Here is a 20,181-nt window from a genome sequence, read left to right as displayed (position 1 = left end):
TCTTAGCCCATATGTCGTCAAAACGGAATCGCGGAAGGATTGCTGCCGCCATGAAAATCAGTGCGGTCTGCACCGGCAGCGCCGAACGGCTGCCGGGCAAGAAATACAAGACCGGTATCTTCAAGCAGTCTGTCAACGGCGCCGTGATGATCGATGCGGAAGGGCTGGTCGGCGACGCGATCTGCAATCGCACCTATCATGGTGGTGCGGATCAGGCTGTTTATGTCGAGGGATCGCGGACGCTCGACTGGTGGAGCGGCGAACTCGGTAAACCGGTTACGCCCGGTACCTTCGGCGAAAACCTCGTCATCGAGGGGCTCGACAATCGCGATGTTGCCGTGGGCGACAGGTTCATCGCAGGCGATCTTGTTCTGGAAGTAACGTCCGCCCGTATTCCCTGCGCCACCTTCGCCGCGAAGATGGAAGACCCACGCTTCGTCAAGCGCTACACCAAGGCCGGGCGGCCAGGCATCTATTGCCGGGTTCTTGCCGGCGCGATCGTCGAGGCGGGAATGCCGGTGACCTATCAGCCGTTTTCAGGCGCCAGGGTGACCATGCCTGAAATGATGGAGACGTTCGGGAAAAAGCTCTCGCCCGAAGACCGGGAGCGGTATCTCGCAGCACCCATTCACTACAAGCTACGGGCTCAGCTCGAGGCGTAGGCCTGATATCAGCGCGTGGCGATCGCCATCGCGGCACCGGCCATCGTCGCGGCACTCGCCCGATTGGCGATCCGAACCGCGCGGGGGCTCTTCAGGAAGCCGCGGGCTTTTGCGGCCAGGAACATCCAGGTGAAATCGACGACCGCCAGCACCACGATCAGCGTTACGACGAGCTCCGCCCAGCCGCCGAAGGAAACGGCGCGGATGTCAATGATCGACGGCAGAAGGGCGATGTAGAACATCATGATCTTCGGATTGCCAAGCGCGATCGCCAGCCCCGTCAGGAACATCCGGCTTCGCGAGCGGGCCTGTGGCAGCTCCTCTTCCTCGACATCAGGTCTTGCGAACCACATTTTCCAAGCGAGGTAGAGGAGATAGAGAATGCCGAGCCATTTGATGACGACAAAGGCGTGATAGAAGCTTTCGGCAATGGCCGAGAGGCCGGCGATGGCGCAGGTCAGCCAGATCGCATCACCCGCCCACATGCCGAAGAGGAAGGGCAGCACATCGCGCGCGCCCTTCGAGATGACGCGGGCAACGAGCGCCGCAACGCTCGGGCCGGGCGTGCCGGCGGCGATGAAAAGGGCGCCGGCAAATACCAGCAGGGCCGTCAGCGTCATCATAAAGGCTTCCTCCCGGGCTCAGCTTGATCAGAACGGCATCTTGAAACCAGGCGGGATCGGCAGGCCGGCGGTCAGCGCCTTGGTCTTTTCGGCCGTGACGGCCTCGGCCTTGTCCTTGGCATCCTTATGAGCGGCAACGATCAGGTCTTCGAGGATCTCGACATCGTCTTCCTTGAACAGGGACGGATCGATCTTCAGGCTCTGCATTTCGCCCTTGCCGTTGAGGACAACGGTGACCAGTCCGCCACCGGACTTGCCTTCGGCCTTGAGCTCGGCGATCTCCGCCTGCATCTGCTCCATCTTGGCCTGCATTTCCTTGACTTTGCCCATCATTCCCATGAGGTCGCGCATCGTCTTTTCCTTCTCTGAAAGTCTAGAATTCTATGTCGTCGCCCGGCAGGATGTCGCCATCTTCGGATTCGGCGACGGCGGGCGGCTTGATATCGCCCTCTTCCTCCGGCTCCGGCGCCCGGACGCGGACGTCGATAATCTTGGCGCCCGGAAACTGCGCGAGGATTGCCGCCACATCCGGATCCTGGCGGGCATCGCTGACCTGCTGTTCCTTGGCCTTGGCCTCGGCTTCGACCATGGTCGGATCACCGGGCTCGCGGCTCAGACTAACGATCCAATGGATCCCCGTCCATTCCTTGAGCTTGACCGCCAGTTCGTTGAGCAGCGTTGCCGGAGCACCGTCCGTCAGATTGACATCCAGGCGGCCGGGATCGACCCGGACAGGACGCACGAAGGTGCGGACCAACGCCTTGATCTTGGCATCGCGCTTTTCACCGGCCAGATTGACTATATCGGCAATCGAATTCACGGCAACCAGCGGCTTCGGCGCTTCGGCGGGCTTGGTCTCGAGACGACCGGCCTGCATCGGCTGCGGATCTGGGTTCGGAACAGCGCGCAGCATCGCGGTCGGGCCATTCGGCTGCGGGCGGGGCGCAGTTTCCGGTGCGCGCGCCATCGCTGCCGACTGATAGGCGACGGTCGCACCACCACCATTGCCCGAGGAACCCGGTGCCGGGCGGCCGGAGCCGCCGCCATTGTCTGAAAATTCAGCGAGCCTACGGGCCGCATCTTCGGGTGCCGGCAGATGCGCGGCATGGGCAAGGCGGATCAGCACCATTTCGGCCGCACCCGCCGTGCGCGACGATGCCTCGGCTTCCGGAATGCCCTTCAGCAGCATCTGCCAGATGCGCGACAGCGTGGTCACCGCCACGCCCTGGGCGAATTCCGCAGCCTTGGTGCGCTCGACCTCGCTCAGAGACGGATCGTTGGCGGCATCAGGCACGTATTTCAAGCGGGTGACGAGATGGGTGAAGTCGGCAAGGTCGGTCAGAACGACAACAGGATTGGCGCCCGCCTCGTACTGTGCCTGAAACTCGTTCAGCGCCGAGGCGACATCGCCCTTCACCACATGCTGGAAAAGATCGACGATGCGGGCTCGGTCGGCAAGACCGAGCATGCTGCGGACGGCTTCCGCCTGCACGGCACCGCCGCCATGGGCAATCGCCTGGTCGAGCAGCGAGAGGCCGTCACGCGCTGAACCTTCGGCAGCGCGGGCGATCATGGCGAGCGCGTCCGGCTCGGCCTCGATGCCTTCCTTCGACGCAATGGTCGTGAACAGGCCGACGAGATCCGAAGCGCTGATCCGGCGCAGGTCGAAGCGCTGGCAGCGCGACAGGACGGTGATCGGAACCTTGCGGATTTCGGTGGTCGCGAAGATGAATTTCACATGCTCCGGCGGCTCCTCGAGCGTCTTCAGCAGCCCGTTGAAGGCTGCCGTAGAGAGCATGTGCACTTCGTCGATGATGTAGACCTTGTAGCGCGCCGAAACCGGGCGATAGCGCACCTGCTCGATGATCTCTCTGATATCGTCGATGCCGGTATGCGAGGCAGCGTCCATCTCGATCACGTCGACATGGCGACCTTCCATGATCGCCTGGCAGTGCTCGCCGGGGATGCGCAGGTCGATCGTCGGCTTGTCGATATCAGCGGTCTTGTAGTTCAGGGCACGCGCCAGAATGCGCGCCGTCGTCGTCTTGCCGACGCCGCGAACGCCGGTCAGCATATAGGCCTGCGCGATGCGGCCGGTCTCGAAGGCGTTGGTCAGTGTGCGGACCATCGGCTCCTGGCCGACCATCAGGTCCGTGAAATCCTTGGGGCGGTATTTGCGTGCCAGCACCCGGTATCCGGTGCCCGTCGAGGCGGCATCTTGTGATTGTCGCTCGGTGTCGCTCATCGCCCTGCTTGGCGCCCGGAATCCCGGGCAAAGGATGGAGAGAAGGGTGGGAGGCTGGCACGATGACCCGTGCCGGGCTCGTTAGGGCTGCTTCCTTCCGGACCTGACCCGGTTGGCGAGTGGCTCGTCCACCACCAACCTCCCGGATGCACATATCGGCAATATCGTCATCAAAAGCAAGCCAAGCTCAAAAAAAACTGCTAATCATTGGAAAACAATGGAGGAATGCCCGTTGACGGATTTCGCGCTCGACCCCCGGCTCGAAAAAGACAGCATCAGCGTCATGCAGACCGGCCTTTGCGATCTCAGATTATCGAAGGACGCACGCTGGCCCTGGCTGATCCTGATTCCACGCCGCGCCGGGATCACTGAGATTTTCGAATTGACGCCGCTCGATCAGGTGATGCTGACATTCGAGACCGAGGTGGTGGCCAGCGCGCTCAAGAAGCTGACCGGGGCGACAAAAATCAATGTCGGGGCTCTTGGCAATATCGTCCGCCAGCTTCATGTTCATGTCATCGCCCGCTTCGAAGGCGATGCCAATTGGCCGGGCCCGATCTGGGGTTTCGGCACGGTCGAGCCTTATGAGGACGGGAAGCGGGAGCAGTTCATAGCGACATTGCGGGAAGCCCTTTCATCATGAGTTCTTCAATTTTCGATACGGACGTTCCGCATCCGGAGCCGAGCAACCTCACCGCTTTTGCCGCCAACGACCTGAACCGCGATTCTGAACATCGCGACGAGAAATCGGTCGAGACGGCGCTGGCGAAGGAAGGCACGCATATCTTTGCCTTCGCCAAGGACAAGCTGGTCCTGAAGCATGACGGGCAGGTGCTGGATCCGCTCTTTGCCCGTTACGAATTGCAGGAACTGCAGCCGCATTGGGACGAGACGATCCTGCTCGGCTATCGCAAATCCGGCGAGCCGCGGCTGGCCGTGCCGGTCGGCGTGCCGGAGGAGCAACTCGAAAGCCACTACAAGCCGGCCGACGGACGCACGCTCTATCGCGATCAGCTTGTCGACGAGGTGCTGCTCGGCGAATTTGCCCAGGCCGCAAGCCTGATCCGCTGGAACGGCGACAACAAGTTCTGCGGCCGTTGCGGTGGCAGCATGGAGCAGAAGATCGGCGGCTACAAACGCGTCTGCACTGCCTGCGAACACATGATTTTCCCGCGCACCGACCCCGTCGTCATCATGCTGACGATCGACGAGAAGCGCGATCTCTGCCTGCTTGGCCGCGGACCGCATTTCGCGCCTGGCATGTATTCCTGTCTTGCTGGCTTCGTGGAGCCAGGTGAAACCATCGAGAACGCCGTGCGCCGCGAGACGCTTGAGGAATCCGGCATCAGAACCGGGCGCGTCCGCTATCACGCCTCCCAGCCCTGGCCGATGCCGCATACGCTGATGATCGGCTGCTATGCCGAGGCGAAATCCAGCGAGATCACCCGCGACGAAGCCGAGCTCGAGGATTGCCGCTGGTTTACTCGCGAGGAAACGATCGAGATGCTCGAACGCCCCGGCGCCAACGGCCAGGCCTCTCCGCCGAAAGGCGCCATTGCCCACCGCCTGATGCGCGACTGGGTGGAGTGGAAGCGATAGGCCATGCCGGTCTCGCGCTCGGAACGGCTGCTTGCTCTTCTCCAGGTGCTTCGCCGGCACCGCCGTCCTGTCAGCGGCATCATCCTTGCCGAGCAGACGGGCGTCAGTCTGCGCACGCTCTACCGTGACATTGCAAGCCTGCAGAGCCAGGGTGCGATGATTGAGGGCGAAGCCGGCGTCGGCTATGTGCTGAAGCCTGGCTTCATGCTGCCGCCGATGATGTTTTCCGAAGAGGAGCTTGAGGCGCTGGTGCTGGGTTCGCGCTGGGTAAACCGCTCGGCGGAGCCGCGGCTCGCGGGTGCAGCTGCCGATGCGCTGGCGAAGATCGCCGCCGTGCTGCCTGCCGAGATGCGCGAGACGATCGAATCGGCGACGCTGCTTGTCGGCCCCAAGCGCGCCAACGAGGACAAGGCGGATGTCGCCCTGATCCGCAAGGCGATCCGTACCGAACGCATTCTCGAACTGCACTATAGCGACGAGCAGGGACGCATCTCGCTCCGGCGCGTCTGGCCTTTCGCCCTCGGCTATTTCGAGCATATCCGGATGGTGATGGCCTGGTGCGAGCTACGCCGCGGCTTCCGCCATTTCCGCACGGACCGGATCATCGACATGACGCAGCACGAGGAGCGCTATCCCCGCCGCCGGACCGCGCTGATGAAAGAGTGGCGCGAGGCGGAACACGTGCCTGTCGAACGCTGAAAGGCTACTGCCAGATTCTGACAGTAGGCCGCGCTATTATCGGTACCAATCCAGAAGGAGGACCGATGATGACGAGCCTGAAGATCAGCACCGCAAATTACGGCGACTGCCTTGTCGAGACGTCTTCTGCACATGCGGGATATCCGCAGTCCCTGATGCTGCGCATGATGCAGAATGCATCGCGCAACATGGCGAGGGGTGATGCCCCCCGCCTCGACCCGCGGTCGATGCCGGCAAACGTGCGGCGCGACCTCGGCCTTTCCGGCTGGACCTCGCGAGAGGGCGAGGCATAGCCGGCAGCATACAGCCCAGCACACCCCGACAGCAGACATTTCATACCGCCGCTGCAACGCACCGCGGCACGCCTTTTCATTGCAGCCATCTCAACCAAGAGGATAAGACCATGACCAGCCCGAATTCCATCATTCTCTACGTCAAGGACCCGGCCGAAAGCGAACGCTTCTACAAGGACATCCTCGGCCGCGACGCGGCGTTCTCTTCGCCCAACTTCGTCGCCTTTCCGCTCGATGGCGGTTTCACGCTCGGCCTCTGGCGCCGCAGCAATGTCGAGCCGCAGCCGTCGGCGATCGGCAATCGCGGCGAAATCGCCTTCATGGTGCCGGGAGACCGTGCGGTGGCCAAGCAATATGAGGACTGGCGCAAGCGCGGCCTGCCGATCGCCCAGGAGCTCGTCGATCTCGATTTCGGACCGACCTTCGTGGTGCTCGACCCGGATGGCCACCGTCTGCGGGTTTGCGAACCGGACAAGTGACAATGACAAGGGCGCCCGAGGCGCCCTTTTTATGACTATTTGTGCAGCAGGCCGCGCATCGGGTGGCCTTTGTAGACCCCGAGGATGCGAACCTTCTCCGAGAAGAACCTGAGCTCCTCGAGCGCCTGGCGGACATTGCTGTCATTGGCGTGGCCTTCGATATCGGCATAGAACTGCGTGGCGATGAACTTGCCGCCGATCTGGTAGCTTTCCAGCTTCGTCATGTTGATGTTGTTGGTCGCGAAACCACCGAGCGCCTTGTAAAGGGCGGCTGGAATATTGCGGACGTTGAAGACGAAGGTCGTGACGATCTTCTCTTCTTCATTCGAACGGTTCGCCCATTTCTCGTCGCGGGAGAGCACCACGAAGCGGGTGACATTGCTTTCGGTGTCTTCGACATTTTCGGCAACGATCTCGAGACCGTAGAGATCGGCGGCCAGGCGCGGCGCAAGCGCAGCCATCGTCCGGTCACCGGTTTCCTGAACCATCTTTGCGGCACCGGCCGTATCGCCGGCGATGACAGGCTTCCAGCCATTGGCGCGAACGATCTTGCGGCATTGGCCAAGCGCGTGGATGTGGCTGTGCACCGTCCGGATCTCATCCTTCGAGACGCCCGGCAGCACCATCAGCTGAAAGCGGATCGGCATGAAATATTCGCCGACGATATGCAGCCTGGAGTCCGGCAGCAGGTGATGGATATCGGCAACGCGCCCAGCGATCGTGTTCTCGATCGGGATCATGGCGAGATCGGCTTCGCCGCTTTCCAGCGCCGTGAAGGCGTCCTCGAAGGTCTGGCAGGGAAGCGGTTCCATGGTCGGGAACATGTCGCGGCAGGCCATATCGGAATTGGCGCCGAACTCGCCCTGGAATGAAATCCGGTTTGTCTTGTTGTTCATGGCTATGTCCTCAAGCCTGTCTTGCCGCGAGAATCCGGCGGGCCTTTTCGAGATCGGCGGGGGTATCGACGCCCAGCGGTACGGTTTCGACGATTTCGGCATCGATGCGCATTCCCGCTTCCAGCGCCCGCAGCTGCTCCAGCGATTCGCGCAGCTCCAGCACCGACGGGCCGAGCGTCACGAAGCGCTCCAGCGCCGGCCGGCGGTAAGCGTAAAGGCCAATGTGATGATAGAGCGGACCCTTGCCATAGGGCGCGGTGGCGCGGGTGAAATAGAGGCCGCGTAGGCGTGTCTCGGAAAGCGGCGAGCCGACGACCTTAACGATATGCGGAGCGGTCTTGTCTTCCTCGTTGTCGATCTCGATCGTCAGCGTGGCGATATCGACCGCTTCGTCGTCGAGCGGGCGCAGAGAAGCGCGGATGGTTTCGGGCTCGATGGTCGGCAGATCGCCCTGGACGTTGACGATGATCTTGGCCCTGCCTTCAGGATCGATCTTGGTCATCGCCTCGTGAATGCGGTCCGAACCCGACTGGTGGTGACCGCCGGTCATGATCACCTCGAAGCCGGCCTCGGCGACGGCGTCGAAGACGCGCTGATCATCGACCGCGACGACGACGCGGCCGATGGCGGCTTCCTTGGCGCGCATGGCGACCTGAACGATCATCGGCAGCCCGCAGATATCGGCCAACGGCTTGCCCGGAAGCCGGGTCGAAGCCATGCGTGCCGGGATCAGAACGAGGACGTCATCTAAATTTGAACCAGTCATCTGTCGGGCCTTCTATTCCGGGCGGAAAAGTGTCAAAAAGTCTCACGTACAGGACCATTTAGACAGTTGCAACGAACAGCCAAAAGACATAGGTTCCGCGCGATTTCAAGATGGTACCTTTTTAGGGTCTGCCGACTGCACGGGGAGCATTGCAGATGAATTCTTACGTCAATACGGCCGTTGGTGCACTGCTCGGAACGATTTTCGTGCTGATGTCGGTGTCCATCGCGTCCGAAGGAATCTTCCATTCCGAAGCGCCGGAAAAGGAAGGCTTCACGATCGTCGCCGAGGAAACACCGGCTGCCGGTGGGGGCGAGGCCGCTGCTGCCGCCATGGTTCCGATCGGAAAGCTGCTGCCGACGGCCGACGCCAAGGCTGGCGAAACCATCTTCAAGAAGTGTCAGGCCTGTCATGACGCGACCAAGGGGGGGCCGAACAAAGTCGGTCCGAACCTCTATGGTCTCGTCGATCGCCCGATCGCTTCGCATGAAGGCTTCGCCTATTCGTCCGCTATGAAGGACTTCTCCAAGGGCGGCGCTGAAAAGTGGACCTTCGACCACCTGAACCACTTCCTGATGGCGCCGAAGAAGCAGATCCCGGGTACGGCGATGGGCTTTGCCGGTCTGCCGAAGGAACAGGATCGCGCCAACGTGCTGCTTTATCTGCACACCCTGGCCGACACGCCCGCTCCGCTGCCGGATCCGAACGCTCCGGATACGATCACGCAGTAAGTTGATCGCGACATCGGAAATGAGATTGAAGCCCGGCCGCAAGCCGGGCTTTTTCTTTGCCGGGGATTTCGCGGATTAGGGCCCGAGCAGGTAAGCCCAGAGCGACACGGAAATGGCGCCAAGCGCCGTCGTCATGGTGATCGTCGATGCCGCCAGGCTGTGGCCGACGCCGAAGCGATTGGCGATCAGCCAGGCATTGACGCCTGTCGGCACCGCGGCGATGAGCACGAGCGCGGCCGTCCAGTCCTCGGCGAGGCCGACGATGTGGCTTGCAATCCAGACGCAGAAGGGCAAGAGAAGCAGCTTGCAGGCAGAAGTGACGCTGGCGATGCCGAGGTTTCCGGAAACCCCATATTTCTGCAGGGCCATGCCGAGCGAGATCAGCGCGACGGGTCCGGCGACACCGGCGATCTGATCGACGATATTCTCAACTGGGGCCGGCATGGTCAGCCCGAGCAGATGCATCGCAGCACCGGCCGCCAGACCGATCACCAGTGGATTGCGAATGAGATTGAGACCGATCTGCTTCAGCAGCCTCAGAATGCTGCGATCGGCCGCACCGGAAATCTTGTGTTCGGCGCGCTCCATCAGGATCGTGCCGACGACCATCATGACAGGCAGATGCACGGCGATCAGGATCGACAGGGGCACCAGACCCTTGTCTCCCACGGTTCGCTGCACCAACGGAAGGCCGACGAAAATGGTGTTGGCGAAGGCCGAGGAGACGCCCGCGAGCACGCCGATGCGCGCATCGCGTCCGAAGAGCCGCGTTGCGGCAATGTGGCCCACTGTCCAAGTGACGGCGACGCCGGAGAAATAGGCGATCCAGAGCCGGAACGGCGAAGCGCCATGGAAATCGGCCTCGGCAATCGTCCGGAACAGCAGCATCGGCACGGCGATCTTGAAAACGAAATCGCTCAGCGCATCACCGGTATCGGCGGTCATCAACCCCGCTTTCACGATGAGCCAACCGATCAGGATCATGATGAAGATGGGAAGAACGTCGAAAACGATTGCTGTCATGCGGGGAGAACTGCCTTGGCGCGGGAACCAAAGGTCTAACAGCAAACGGCGCGCATTGACAAACCTGTTGGCGCAAACAAACGAAGCGGCAGAAACAAAAAAAGCGGGCAAGGCCCGCTTTTCCGCATCCGGTCTTGCCGGACATCCGGTGTGCGATGCTGCCAGTTCATCCGTGGTCAGCGCCGCTCCGGAACAGTCGAAGGGCATCATCCCTTCTCACCCGGCCGCATCCTTGGATGCTCATGCCGGTCTGCTTGAGAGTTTTTCTAGAAGTTCACGGTGACAGACGCATGACGAATTGGCGGCATTTTTGCGAATATTATCAACTGATCCTGGCGCCGGTCATTGCGGGAAATGCTCGACATGCGTCTCGGCCGTCCGGCCGAAATAGAGAACGCGGCGCCCCATGAATGAGACGATGTAGCCGGCACATCCCATTGCCTTCACGTTCTTGCAGAAGGCACCATAGGAATAGTCCGCAGGGTTCGCCTGCGCCCATCGGACTTGCGCTGCAATTCCCGCCTGATCAAACTCGGTCGCCACGCCGCCATCCGACACACGGTTTTCAAGAGTGACGCTTGTTCCATCGGCGAGGAAATACGACGTCGTATTCTGACGGTAATCGACGGTGTAACCCTCGAAGCCAGCCGCCAGAAGCGTTCTGATAATGTCAGGAAAATCCATCGCCTTGTCATAGGCGGCGTTCAGGCACGTTTGGGCAATAGCAGTCCGTTGCGCGTCCATAGCGCCCTCCTCGATAGTATAGGTTGAATGCAAGCGTCTACTCCGTCGCGACGTTCCGAAGACTGCGTTCCGCGACGATCTTTCTCAAAAGCCGTTCCATCTCCGCGCGTTCTTCCGGGCTCAGTACCCCGAAGAACTGGATGTCATTTGCATCCGCAAGCTTTGACAGCCGTTCGACGAGCGGTCGCGCCGCGGCCGCGAGAGACAATGTCTGGCCGCGCCGGTCGTCTGGATCGGCACCGCGCTCGACCAGTGCTTTTCCCGTCAGGCGATCGGCAAGCTTGGAAATCGCTCCCTTCGTCATCCCCATCCGCGCGGCAAGCTTCGAGGGCGCAACGGGGCTTGCTCCGTAAAGCATTCGAAGAAACACCCATTCGGCAACCGTAACACCCTCACGCTCGAGCTTTCGCGCGAACTCCTGGGATACGGCATTCGAGACGACACGCAGCCAATAGCCGAGATGCGAATCGAGATCGGAGATATGATTTTTGTCAGCCATCGAACCATCTTTGTTGACTAGGAAACTAATTTGAATTGGCTTCCTAGTCAACATTATTTCGCAGAAGCGCCACCGGTTTTTGGCTGGATAAGCTGTTTTTCCTTCCCATCAGCGGAAATTCCGCTAAGACCAAATCCCGGCTATCACTTAATCCGGGACCTCCCATTTCATGACCAAATTCGATGTTCTGACTGTCGGCAACGCCATCGTCGATATCATCGCGCGTTGCGACGACCAGTTCCTCATTGACAACGCGATCACCAAGGCAGCGATGAATCTGATCGACGCCGAGCGCGCCGAGCTGCTTTACTCCCGCATGGGACCGGCGCTCGAAGCTTCCGGCGGCAGCGCCGGCAATACGGCGGCTGGTGTCGCCAGCCTTGGCGCCAAGGCCGCCTATTTCGGCAAGGTCGCCGACGACCAGCTTGGTGAGATCTTCGCGCATGATATCCGCGCCCAGGGCGTTCACTATCAGACACAGCCGAAGGGCACCTTTCCGCCGACCGCCCGTTCGATGATCTTCGTTACCGATGACGGCGAGCGCTCAATGAACACCTATCTTGGTGCCTGCGTCGAGCTCGGCCCCGAGGATGTCGAAGCCGATGTCGTTGCCGATGCCAAGGTTACCTATTTCGAAGGCTATCTCTGGGATCCGCCGCGCGCCAAGGAAGCGATCCGCGAATGCGCCCGCATTGCCCATGAGAATGGCCGGGAAGTGTCGATGACGCTCTCCGACAGCTTCTGCGTCGGCCGCTATCGGGCCGAATTCCTCGATCTAATGCGTTCCGGCACCGTCGACATCGTCTTCGCCAACAAGCAGGAAGCGCTGTCGCTGTACGAGACCGAGGATTTCGAGGAAGCGCTGAACAAGATTGCCAAGGACTGCAAGATCGCCGCGGTGACGATGAGCGAAGACGGCGCAGTGATTCTGAAGGGCAGCGAGCGCTGGTATGTGGACGCGATTAGCATCAACGAAGTGGTCGATACGACGGGCGCCGGCGATCTCTTCGCCTCAGGCTTCCTCTACGGCTACACGCAGGGCCGCACGCTTGAGGATTGCGGCAAGCTCGGCTGCCTTGCAGCCGGTATCGTCATCCAGCAGATCGGACCACGGCCGATGAAGTCGCTTGCCGAGGCCGCCCGCGAGGCGAAGCTTATTTAAAGGCTTCGCCGGGGTATGCACCCCAGATTTCCGGCTGCGCCACCCATCCTTCGGCGCCGTCGGCATCGGCATGGCACCAGTCGCCATTGCATTCGCCGATATGGATCATCACGCCAGGCTCGAGCTTGGCGACGATGGTCGCGGACGACTGCGGCTCACGCCGCATGTTGACGAAAACAGATTTTCCCTTGCCCTTCATCCACGGCGCAGCCAGCGCCGAACGCTGACCCGACAGCAGCGACTGGTTGACCCAGCCCTCGGTGCCGTCGGCATCGCGGATGCGGCGCCAGTTGTCATATTCCTGGATAATCTCCACCGGCAGGCCAGCCTTGAGATACATCCAGGACGCGGCATAATCGGTACCGGGGCCGATGCGCAGATTGACGCGCTTCGACTTCAGCGTCACGAAGCGCGGCAGCGGCAGGCCGCTCGGGCCCTTGGCCGCTTGCGCATACGCAGATTCGACGGCGCTTGCCGACAGCATCAGACCAACCGCAATAGCAAGGCAGGACTTCAGAGTGATTCCACGCATGGAGGTTTCCGTTCGCTCGAATTCGTAAGCGGGGCTCTACCCGCTCGCTGTCCGGGGCTTCGACATTCGCCGACCGGTGCCCGCGAGTTTTGTTTGTCTTCGCGTGCGGGTCTGGTAGAAATTGCCCGAACGTTAAAATTATCCCCCGTCTTGGTTAAAGACATCTGAACAAGGCATGGCCGGCCGCGATGACATCGAAGAAAAAACCGAAGGTCTACATCACCCGGAAGCTGCCTGACGCGGTAGAGACCCGCATGCGCGAGCTCTTCGACGCCGAACTCAACATCGACGATTCGCCGCGTTCCGCGGCCGAGCTCGCCGAGGCGGTGAAGAGCGCCGACGTTCTAGTTCCTACGGTGACCGACCGTATCGACGCCGCGCTGATCGAGCAGGCCGGACCGCAGCTGAAGCTGATTTCCAGCTTTTCGAACGGCACCGATCACATCGATGTCGAGGCCGCGGCCCGCAAGGGCATCACCGTCACCAACACCCCGAACGTGCTGACCGAAGATACCGCCGACATGACGATGGCGCTGATCCTCGCGGTGCCGCGGCGCCTCGGCGAAGGTGCGCGCGTCCTGACCGACAAGCCTGGGGAATGGGCCGGGTGGTCGCCGACCTGGATGCTCGGACGGCGTATCCACGGCAAGCGGATCGGCATTGTCGGCATGGGCCGGATCGGTACCGCCGTTGCCCGCCGCGCCAAGGCGTTCGGCCTGTCGATCCACTATCACAACCGCAAGCGCGTCAACCCCGCGACCGAGGACGAGCTGGAGGCGACATATTGGGAAAGCCTCGACCAGATGCTGGCGCGGGTCGATATCGTTTCCGTCAACTGCCCGTCGACACCGGCGACGTTCCATTTGCTGTCGGCCCGGCGGCTCGCCCTGCTGCAGCCAACGGCCTATCTGGTGAATACCGCGCGCGGCGACGTCGTTGATGAAGCGGCGCTGATCAAGTGCCTGCGCGAAGGCCGGATTGCCGGCGCCGGTCTCGACGTGTTCGAGAACGAGCCCGCGGTCAATCCGAAGCTGATCAAGCTCGCCAACGAAGGCAAGGTCGTGCTGCTGCCGCATATGAGCTCGGCGACGATCGAAGGCCGTATCGACATGGGCGACAAGGTGATCATCAATATCCGCGCCTTCATCGACGGCCATCGGCCGCCGAACCGTGTTCTACCCGGCCGTTAAGCCAGGGTCTTGCGCATCTCGACATAGGTCACCCGGTCGTATCCCGGGTGGGATTTTTCGGCGGTCCTGGCAAAGCCCCAGGCGCCGAAGATCGCATGGTTGCCAGTGAGTTCGATCCGCGTGTCGAGCCGGATCACCTTCAATCCCCGCTCCTTCGCGACCGCCTCGGCAATCGCGAACAGCTGCCGACCGATACCTTTGCCCTGATAATCGGGCGCGATCGCCAGCTTGCCGAGATAGAGGCTGTCTTCTTCGGGGCGCAGGAACATGCATCCGGCGAGCCTGTCGCCATCCAGCGCGACGTAGCCGATTTCGGCTGCGGCCTTCGCCTGCAACGCTTCGGGCGTCAGCGAAAGGCCGGAGGACGGCGGATCGATGCGGCCGTTCATATAGGCAAAGGATGAGAGGATGAGGTCGAGCAGTTCGGGCCAGCGGCCGAAGTCTTGATCCAGCCTGACGATATCGGTCATGTCTTCCGCCGCTTGTATCGTATGGTATCGAAACGCGTCGTCAGCGCGTCGTAGAGCAGCAGCCGCCCGATGAGCGGCTCGCCACTGCGGGTGATCAGCTTGATCGCTTCCATGGCCATCAGCGTGCCGATGACACCGGTCAGCGCACCGACGATGCCGGTTTCGGCACAGGCGGGGATCAACCCGTCCGGCGGAATTTCGGGAAAGAGATCCCGGTAAGCCGGATTGAGGGTGCCATCCGCGGCAGCCTCATACGGTTTCAGAACCGTCAGCGATCCATCGAACCGGCCGACGGCGCCGGTCACCAGCGGCACCTTCGCCTGCTCGGCGGCATCGGCTGCGGCGTATCGCGTCTCGAAGTTGTCGGATCCGTCAATCAGCAGATCGAAGCCCGAGAGATGACGGCGGGCCGATTCGGAAGAGAAGCGCTCCTCGAAGCGGATGATGTTCACATGCGGATTGAGCCGGGCGATCGCAAAGGCAGCGCTCTCCGTCTTCAACTCGCCGATGGTGCCGGAATCGTGGATGACCTGCCGCTGCAGATTGGAAAGCGAAACACGGTCGTCATCAGCAATGCCAAGCGTGCCCACACCTGCAGCCGCCAGATATTGCAGAACCGGGGCGCCGAGGCCACCGGCTCCAATCACCAGTATCCGGGCGGCCTTGAGCTTCTGCTGGCCTGCCCCGCCAATCTCCGGCAGCAGGATATGACGCTGATATCGCGCGATTTCTTCGGGACTGAGCGGTTCCATGGCGGGAATGCTACCATGGCCCGAACCGAAGAGGAAAGCACCGTCCGTCATTCCCCGACATGTCCGTCGGAGACCGTCAGGAATTGCGCCCGCTCGCGGAGGGCGGAGAACATCGAGCGGTCTGTGCCAGTCATGAAGGCCTGCCCGCCAAGCGAATCGATAAGATCGAAGAGAGCCGCACGGCGCCCTTCATCGAGATGCGCAGCGATCTCGTCGAGCAGAAGCACCGGGGCGTGTCCCGTCAGATTGGCGACGAGTTTCGCATGGGCGAGGATCAGGCCGACCAGCAGCGCTTTCTGCTCGCCTGTGGAGCAGCGCTCCGCCTCCATCTGCTTCTCGCGGTGGCGGACAAGCAGATCGGCGCGGTGCGGCCCATCCAGCGTGCGCCCGGCGGCGGCATCGCGATAGCGGCTGTCCGCCAGTATCGCCGCATAATCGTCCTCGAGATCGACGGCGGGACGCGCGAATTGTCCATCCATGAAGCCCGAAAGCGCAAGTGCGGCTGAAGGGAAAGGCGAGGTCTCCCGCGTCTCTTCGATCAGCCGGGTCAGCAGGCCGAGCATCTCCTGGCGGGCAAGCGCCATGGCGATGCCAAGGCTTGCCATCTGCTGTTCGATGCCGGAGAGCCAGGACGGATCGAACCTGCCTTCGTCGAGCAGCTTGTTGCGGCTGCGCATGGCGCGCTCGAAATCGCTGGCGCGGCGCCCATGGGCGGGATCGAGCGAGAGCACGAGGCGGTCGAGAAAGCGGCGGCGATCGGAGGAGCCACCGGTGAACAGGCCATCCATGGATGGCGTCAGCCACAGTACGCGCAGATGATCGGTGAGCTCATCGGCCGTCTTCGCCGTCGTGCCGTTGATCCGCAACTTGCGCGCCGTATTCTCGTCCGTCGTGTCGGCGCCGGTGCCGATCTCGACGCCACCTTCCATCCCCTCGAGTTCGGCGAAGATCGAGAAGCCGGCAGAGGCGCCGACGCGCGTGACATCGGAATAGGCCGCACGGCGAAGGCCCCGCCCCGGCGACAGAAACGAAACCGCCTCCATCAGATTGGTTTTTCCCGCGCCATTGTCGCCTGTCAGCACGACATGGCGGCCGTCCATATCGAGCGACACCGCCGCATAATTGCGGAAGTCCGTCAGCTTGAGGCGGGAGAGAAAGACCTTGTGAGGCATCGTTTGTCCGGATTCGTGTTCCGGGCAGAGCTAAGCCGAACCGGCAGGCATGGCAAGGCTAAGGCACAAACGAATGGTGCAGGCCGCGATCTGCCTCATATACTCTGCTTGCAGCACAATCCCGGGGATGACGAAGCCCGGCCTTTCAGCCGGGCTCGTTGTCACCAATCGTATGCCCGGGCGCTCAGTGCCCTCCGGACTTGCCGCCGCCAGATCTGTGGCTGTCATCGCGGCCTTTCTGGTGGCCGCCATCTCCATGGCTTCCGGAATGATCATTGCCGGATCTGTCATCGCCACGGTGGTTATCGCCGGGTCTGCTGCCACCGGAACGGTTGTCTCCAGGCTTGTCACCGGAGTGGCCATTTCCGGGCTTGCCACCACCATGGTTGCCGCCATCGGAATGGTCACCACCGTGCTTGTCGCCACCAGACTTATTGCCGCCAGGCTGTCCACCACCGGAGTGGTCGCCACCAGGCCTGCCGCCGCCGGAATTGTGGTCGCCAAGTTTACCACCGTCAGATCTGTGGCCGCCAGACTTGCCGCCGTCCTTTCTGTCACCATGGCCGCCCCAGGACTTGCCCGGATCACGGCCATGCTTTCCATCACCGGAATGGCCGCTGTCCTTGTTCCCGTTACCAGCATGCCCACCATGATGGTGATCGCCTTTGCCGGATCCCTGACCACCACCGCCAGAACCATGACCGCCGTTACCCGGGCCGTGACCACCGTCACCAGGACCATGGCCACCGTCGCCGGGTCCAGTTCCACCGTTGCCGGGTCCAGTTCCGCCACTACCCGGGTCACCACCACTACCCGGACTGCCACCGGAGCCGGCGCTCGATGCCGATACCTGCGGAGCGCCGCCGGTTCCTCCGGCATCATCGTTAGAGCCTTGGTAGTTATCCGCTTGAATCGCGGCCGTCGGGCGGCAGAGGCGGGCTTCAAGGGTTCCCGGCTTAACGAGACGACAGTCGATGCGAAGAGGAAGAGGCACGGAGAATGCGAGACTGCTGGAGGCCATGAGATAGGCGATGGCCACGCCGTATTTCGCTGCTGTTCTTAACATGGGGCAACTCCATAGTTAACAAAATGCTAACGAAATAGATTTTATATTAGCTATGCATTGCTCCCAGCTATGAACGTTGCCATCCGCATTACATCTTAATCCATAGCCAACTTCCTATTCATAAGGTCTAGCTTAAAGGGACTAGCACTTTTGAAGGATTGGATAAGAGGCACTACGCCCCTTCATCGGCGGCCCGCTGGATTGATTTTTCTATCGTAAATCAGTGCCTTGCCGGAATACTCCACGTAGACGAGCATGGTCTGCCGCCGTGGTTCGCGGGGTCGCGGTAGTCACGTCAGAGCCGACGATGACGCAGCGCGATAGCCTGAAGCGGATCGATCACATCAAAGCACGCATTTGCCTGATGTAGCCGGGTGAATTTCGGAAGTTTGCGCTTTGGCTTTAAGCTCACGAGACGTCAAACACCGCGGGGATAGCCTGATAGACAACCTAGACCTTGGGAAATTTGGTGGAGCTAAGCGGGATCGAACCGCTGACCTCTTGCATGCCATGCAAGCGCTCTCCCAGCTGAGCTATAGCCCCATCAGGGTGGTCCGGTATTTCTTCCGGTCCTGGGATCCTCCGAAGCGGGCTAACCCGGCGGAGTGGCGGCTTATTACTTGCGGTTTTCGCAGATGGCAAGCCTAAAAAAACGGCCCGGAGATTTTTTGTCGTCCGGGCCGTGATTTATATCGGATCAGACTTCGTCTTCGTCGCCGGTAACGCCGATGATGTCGCTCATGTCGTCATCTTCATCGTCTTCGTCGGCTTCGAGGAAGGTATCGTCGTCGTCATCGCCTTCGATCTCGACGTCGTCATCGCCCATGTCAGGAATGTCGTCGCCGCTTGCGCCTTCATCGGCGTCCTCGAGCGACACGAGTTCGACTTCCGTGCTCTCGGTATCGACTTCCTGCACGTCGTCGTCTTCGCTTGCCGCCTCAGCGGCTGCTGCAGCCGAGGTTTCCTGGAAGAAGGAGAGGGGATAGGATTTGCCGGTATACGGAGAAACGATCGGATCCCGGTTCAGATCGTAGAACTTCTTGCCGGTTTCCGGATCGGTACGCTTGGTTCCAAGTTCCGTTTTCGCCACTATAAGCCTCGTGAGAATGGCCGAATACATTCGGCTGTGCCGTGTAAACCGGCGTTCTTTTCGGAATTTATAAGCCGGTCCCCATAATCGTTGCGGCCAATGATGTCAAAGCGAAACTTCGTATCGCAAGATGACCGGCAAATAACATTGTGTTAGGAAGCGCCGAAGACACAGAAACCGGCGAGGAACCAATGTATCAGCCGCCTCACTTCCGGGAAGACGATCTGGCGACCCAGCACCAGCTGATCCGCGCCCATCCGCTCGGACTGCTGATCACCGCCGGAGCGAGCGGATTGGTCGCCAATCCCGTCCCTTTCCATCTCGATGCCGAGGCATCGGAAAAGGGAACATTGCGGCTGCATCTGGCAAAAGCCAACGGCCAGTGGCGCGACATCCAGGATGGAGCACCCATTCTTGCCGTCTTCCAGGGCGCCAACTCCTATGTGACGCCATCCTGGTACAAGACCAAGCAGGAGACCGGCAAGGTCGTGCCGACCTGGAACTATGCGATCGTTCAGGCGCGCGGCAGCGCCCGGGTCATCGACGATGCGGACTGGCTGCGGTCGCAGATCAACGCGCTCACTGGCCAGCATGAGGGCAACCGCGAGAAACCATGGGCCGTGGACGATGCGCCCGACGATTTCATCCAGGCGCAGATGAAGGGCATCATCGGCATCGAAATCGAGATATCGGCGCTTGAAGGCAAATGGAAGGTCAGCCAGAACCGCCCGGTTGCCGACCGCGAAGGCGTTGCCGCCGGATTGAGCGCGGCAAGCGGCCAGGAAGACATGATCGAGCTCGTCAAGCGCTGCGGTGGGCTGGAAGGAAACCATTGAAAACGACATTCACGATTGCCATCGACGGCCCGGCAGCGGCCGGCAAGGGTACGCTTTCGCGCCGGATCGCCGATGAATACGGCTTCCACCACCTCGATACGGGGCTGACCTACCGGGCGACCGCCAAGGCGCTCATCGATGCCGCCCTGCCGCTCGATGACGAGGCGGTGGCCGAAAAGATCGCCCGCGAGGTTGAACTCACCGGGCTCGATCGCGATATACTTTCGAAACATGAGATCGGCGAAGCTGCCTCGAAGATTGCCGTGATGCCTGCGGTTCGCCGCGCGCTTGTCGAAGCGCAACAGCGCTTTGCCGGAATGGCGCCGGGAACGGTGCTCGACGGCCGCGACATCGGTACCGTCGTCTGCCCGGATGCCCCGGTGAAGCTTTATGTGACGGCTTCGCCCGAGGTGCGCGCGAGGCGACGCTACGACGAAATCACGGCCAAGGGGACGGCTGCCGATTTCGAGGCGATTTTCGAGGATGTGAAGCGGCGCGACGAACGGGACATGGGACGGGCCGACAGCCCTTTGAAACCAGCCGATGACGCGCACTTGCTTGATACGTCGGAAATGAGTATAGAGGCCGCGTTTCAGGCCGCAAAGTCGATCATCGATGCGGCCTTGAGCCGAAATAACTGAAATTCGAGCGG

26 protein-coding genes, 1 tRNA gene and 1 other RNA gene are annotated in these 20,181 nt (G+C 61.3%); 12 read left to right on the top strand and 16 right to left on the bottom strand.

Translation table 11 applies throughout. The annotated features are described in order from the left end of the window. Positions 1–50: 50 nt before the first annotated feature. Positions 51–662 (top strand): MOSC domain-containing protein, encoded by a 612-nt coding sequence (locus tag AB4Z25_RS06170; RefSeq protein ID WP_442207909.1) that lies wholly within the window; start codon positions 51–53, stop codon positions 660–662. An 8-nt stretch (positions 663–670) separates the two neighbouring features. Here the strand turns inward: AB4Z25_RS06170 and AB4Z25_RS06165 are convergent, their stop codons facing one another. The 4 genes from AB4Z25_RS06165 to ffs form a co-directional block, all read right to left on the bottom strand. Further along, positions 671–1,282, bottom strand: a complete 612-nt coding sequence (locus tag AB4Z25_RS06165; RefSeq protein WP_112540062.1) for a LysE family translocator — start codon at positions 1,280–1,282, stop codon at positions 671–673. A 30-nt stretch (positions 1,283–1,312) separates the two neighbouring features. Next, positions 1,313–1,636 carry a YbaB/EbfC family nucleoid-associated protein gene (locus tag AB4Z25_RS06160; protein ID WP_112514290.1) on the bottom strand — a complete coding sequence of 108 codons (324 nt, stop codon included), beginning with the start codon at positions 1,634–1,636 and terminating at the stop codon, positions 1,313–1,315. 22 nt (positions 1,637–1,658) lie between these two features. After that, a complete protein-coding gene (locus AB4Z25_RS06155) occupies positions 1,659–3,530 on the bottom strand; it encodes a DNA polymerase III subunit gamma/tau (protein ID WP_112539892.1) in 1,872 nt (623 codons plus the stop codon). Between the two features lie 46 nt (positions 3,531–3,576). Next, an RNA gene (gene ffs / locus AB4Z25_RS06150) (signal recognition particle sRNA small type) lies at positions 3,577–3,673 on the bottom strand. A gap of 89 nt (positions 3,674–3,762) precedes the next feature. Between ffs and AB4Z25_RS06145 the strand changes: the two genes are divergently transcribed. The 5 genes from AB4Z25_RS06145 (at position 3,763) to AB4Z25_RS06125 (ending at position 6,600) form a co-directional block, all read left to right on the top strand. Further along, entirely contained in the window at positions 3,763–4,173 is a 411-nt protein-coding gene (locus AB4Z25_RS06145) for an HIT domain-containing protein (protein ID WP_442207908.1), read from the top strand. After that, positions 4,170–5,129 carry an NAD(+) diphosphatase gene (gene nudC / locus AB4Z25_RS06140; RefSeq protein WP_112385003.1) on the top strand — a complete coding sequence of 320 codons (960 nt, stop codon included), beginning with the start codon at positions 4,170–4,172 and terminating at the stop codon, positions 5,127–5,129. The genes AB4Z25_RS06145 and nudC overlap by 4 nt, the downstream gene beginning before the upstream one ends. Positions 5,130–5,132: 3 nt before the next feature. Then, positions 5,133–5,828 carry a helix-turn-helix transcriptional regulator gene (locus AB4Z25_RS06135; protein ID WP_112385002.1) on the top strand — a complete coding sequence of 232 codons (696 nt, stop codon included), beginning with the start codon at positions 5,133–5,135 and terminating at the stop codon, positions 5,826–5,828. Positions 5,829–5,893: 65 nt separating this feature from the next. Continuing rightward, entirely contained in the window at positions 5,894–6,121 is a 228-nt protein-coding gene (locus tag AB4Z25_RS06130; protein ID WP_112385001.1) for a hypothetical protein, read from the top strand. 110 nt (positions 6,122–6,231) lie between these two features. Then, positions 6,232–6,600, top strand: coding sequence for a VOC family protein (locus AB4Z25_RS06125; protein ID WP_112385000.1), 369 nt, complete (start codon positions 6,232–6,234; stop codon positions 6,598–6,600). 35 nt (positions 6,601–6,635) lie between these two features. On the opposite strand, the gene AB4Z25_RS06120 is transcribed toward AB4Z25_RS06125, so the two are convergent. Next, positions 6,636–7,496, bottom strand: a complete 861-nt coding sequence (locus AB4Z25_RS06120) for a prephenate dehydratase (protein WP_112384999.1) — start codon at positions 7,494–7,496, stop codon at positions 6,636–6,638. Positions 7,497–7,506: 10 nt separating this feature from the next. Continuing rightward, positions 7,507–8,262 carry a 3-deoxy-manno-octulosonate cytidylyltransferase gene (locus tag AB4Z25_RS06115; RefSeq protein ID WP_112384998.1) on the bottom strand — a complete coding sequence of 252 codons (756 nt, stop codon included), beginning with the start codon at positions 8,260–8,262 and terminating at the stop codon, positions 7,507–7,509. Positions 8,263–8,417: 155 nt separating this feature from the next. Here AB4Z25_RS06115 and AB4Z25_RS06110 point away from each other — a divergent pair, with 155 nt between their 5' ends. Continuing rightward, a complete protein-coding gene (locus tag AB4Z25_RS06110) occupies positions 8,418–8,993 on the top strand; it encodes a c-type cytochrome (RefSeq protein ID WP_112384997.1) in 576 nt (191 codons plus the stop codon). 75 nt (positions 8,994–9,068) lie between these two features. Here the strand turns inward: AB4Z25_RS06110 and AB4Z25_RS06105 are convergent, their stop codons facing one another. Continuing rightward, entirely contained in the window at positions 9,069–10,016 is a 948-nt protein-coding gene (locus AB4Z25_RS06105) for an AEC family transporter (RefSeq protein WP_112540060.1), read from the bottom strand. Between the two features lie 55 nt (positions 10,017–10,071). Here AB4Z25_RS06105 and AB4Z25_RS06100 point away from each other — a divergent pair, with 55 nt between their 5' ends. Then, positions 10,072–10,299, top strand: coding sequence for a hypothetical protein (locus AB4Z25_RS06100; protein WP_162698798.1), 228 nt, complete (start codon positions 10,072–10,074; stop codon positions 10,297–10,299). A gap of 59 nt (positions 10,300–10,358) precedes the next feature. On the opposite strand, the gene AB4Z25_RS06095 is transcribed toward AB4Z25_RS06100, so the two are convergent. Together AB4Z25_RS06095 and AB4Z25_RS06090 are read right to left on the bottom strand one after the other, a co-directional pair. Next, positions 10,359–10,760 (bottom strand): DUF1398 family protein, encoded by a 402-nt coding sequence (locus AB4Z25_RS06095; RefSeq protein WP_112539890.1) that lies wholly within the window; start codon positions 10,758–10,760, stop codon positions 10,359–10,361. Positions 10,761–10,797: 37 nt separating this feature from the next. Continuing rightward, the gene (locus AB4Z25_RS06090; protein ID WP_112539887.1) at positions 10,798–11,259 is read right to left on the bottom strand and encodes a MarR family transcriptional regulator; all 462 of its coding nucleotides are present in this window, start codon (positions 11,257–11,259) and stop codon (positions 10,798–10,800) included. A gap of 169 nt (positions 11,260–11,428) precedes the next feature. Here AB4Z25_RS06090 and AB4Z25_RS06085 point away from each other — a divergent pair, with 169 nt between their 5' ends. Beyond that, positions 11,429–12,421: an adenosine kinase gene (locus tag AB4Z25_RS06085; RefSeq protein ID WP_112384994.1), complete on the top strand. Its 993-nt coding sequence runs from the start codon at positions 11,429–11,431 to the stop codon at positions 12,419–12,421. Here the strand turns inward: AB4Z25_RS06085 and AB4Z25_RS06080 are convergent. Further along, positions 12,414–12,953 carry an SH3 domain-containing protein gene (locus tag AB4Z25_RS06080; protein WP_112514299.1) on the bottom strand — a complete coding sequence of 180 codons (540 nt, stop codon included), beginning with the start codon at positions 12,951–12,953 and terminating at the stop codon, positions 12,414–12,416. The two genes, AB4Z25_RS06085 and AB4Z25_RS06080, sit on opposite strands and share 8 nt — an antisense overlap. Before the next feature lie 188 nt (positions 12,954–13,141). On the opposite strand from AB4Z25_RS06080, the gene AB4Z25_RS06075 reads away from it, so the two are divergent. Next, positions 13,142–14,143, top strand: coding sequence for a 2-hydroxyacid dehydrogenase (locus AB4Z25_RS06075; RefSeq protein WP_112514300.1), 1,002 nt, complete (start codon positions 13,142–13,144; stop codon positions 14,141–14,143). On the opposite strand, the gene AB4Z25_RS06070 is transcribed toward AB4Z25_RS06075, so the two are convergent. The 6 genes from AB4Z25_RS06070 to AB4Z25_RS06045 form a co-directional block, all read right to left on the bottom strand. Further along, positions 14,140–14,613: a GNAT family N-acetyltransferase gene (locus tag AB4Z25_RS06070; RefSeq protein ID WP_112539885.1), complete on the bottom strand. Its 474-nt coding sequence runs from the start codon at positions 14,611–14,613 to the stop codon at positions 14,140–14,142. The genes AB4Z25_RS06075 and AB4Z25_RS06070 overlap by 4 nt on opposite strands. Further along, complete coding sequence (locus AB4Z25_RS06065; protein ID WP_112539883.1) at positions 14,610–15,416, bottom strand: molybdopterin-synthase adenylyltransferase MoeB; 807 nt, start codon at positions 15,414–15,416, stop codon at positions 14,610–14,612. Before AB4Z25_RS06065 ends, AB4Z25_RS06070 begins: the two co-directional genes overlap by 4 nt. Then, a complete protein-coding gene (recF, locus tag AB4Z25_RS06060; RefSeq protein WP_112539881.1) occupies positions 15,413–16,537 on the bottom strand; it encodes a DNA replication/repair protein RecF in 1,125 nt (374 codons plus the stop codon). Before recF ends, AB4Z25_RS06065 begins: the two co-directional genes overlap by 4 nt. Before the next feature lie 30 nt (positions 16,538–16,567). Next, entirely contained in the window at positions 16,568–17,329 is a 762-nt protein-coding gene (locus AB4Z25_RS06055) for a hypothetical protein (protein ID WP_162698797.1), read from the bottom strand. Between the two features lie 741 nt (positions 17,330–18,070). After that, positions 18,071–18,146, bottom strand: a tRNA-Ala gene (locus tag AB4Z25_RS06050). A 154-nt stretch (positions 18,147–18,300) separates the two neighbouring features. After that, on the bottom strand, positions 18,301–18,693 hold the full coding sequence (locus tag AB4Z25_RS06045; protein ID WP_112385374.1) for a TIGR02300 family protein: 393 nt from the start codon (positions 18,691–18,693) through the stop codon (positions 18,301–18,303). 191 nt (positions 18,694–18,884) lie between these two features. Here AB4Z25_RS06045 and AB4Z25_RS06040 point away from each other — a divergent pair, with 191 nt between their 5' ends. Together AB4Z25_RS06040 and cmk are read left to right on the top strand one after the other, a co-directional pair. After that, positions 18,885–19,529 (top strand): FMN-binding negative transcriptional regulator, encoded by a 645-nt coding sequence (locus AB4Z25_RS06040; protein WP_112539877.1) that lies wholly within the window; start codon positions 18,885–18,887, stop codon positions 19,527–19,529. After that, positions 19,526–20,170, top strand: coding sequence for a (d)CMP kinase (gene cmk, locus AB4Z25_RS06035; RefSeq protein ID WP_112539875.1), 645 nt, complete (start codon positions 19,526–19,528; stop codon positions 20,168–20,170). Before AB4Z25_RS06040 ends, cmk begins: the two co-directional genes overlap by 4 nt. Positions 20,171–20,181: the final 11 nt, after the last annotated feature.

Source organism: Rhizobium sp. RAF36 (genome assembly GCF_052114105.1).
GTDB lineage: Bacteria > Pseudomonadota > Alphaproteobacteria > Rhizobiales > Rhizobiaceae > Rhizobium.
Note: the sequence above shows the minus strand (reverse complement) of the source record. Positions and strands in the feature narration are given on the sequence as shown.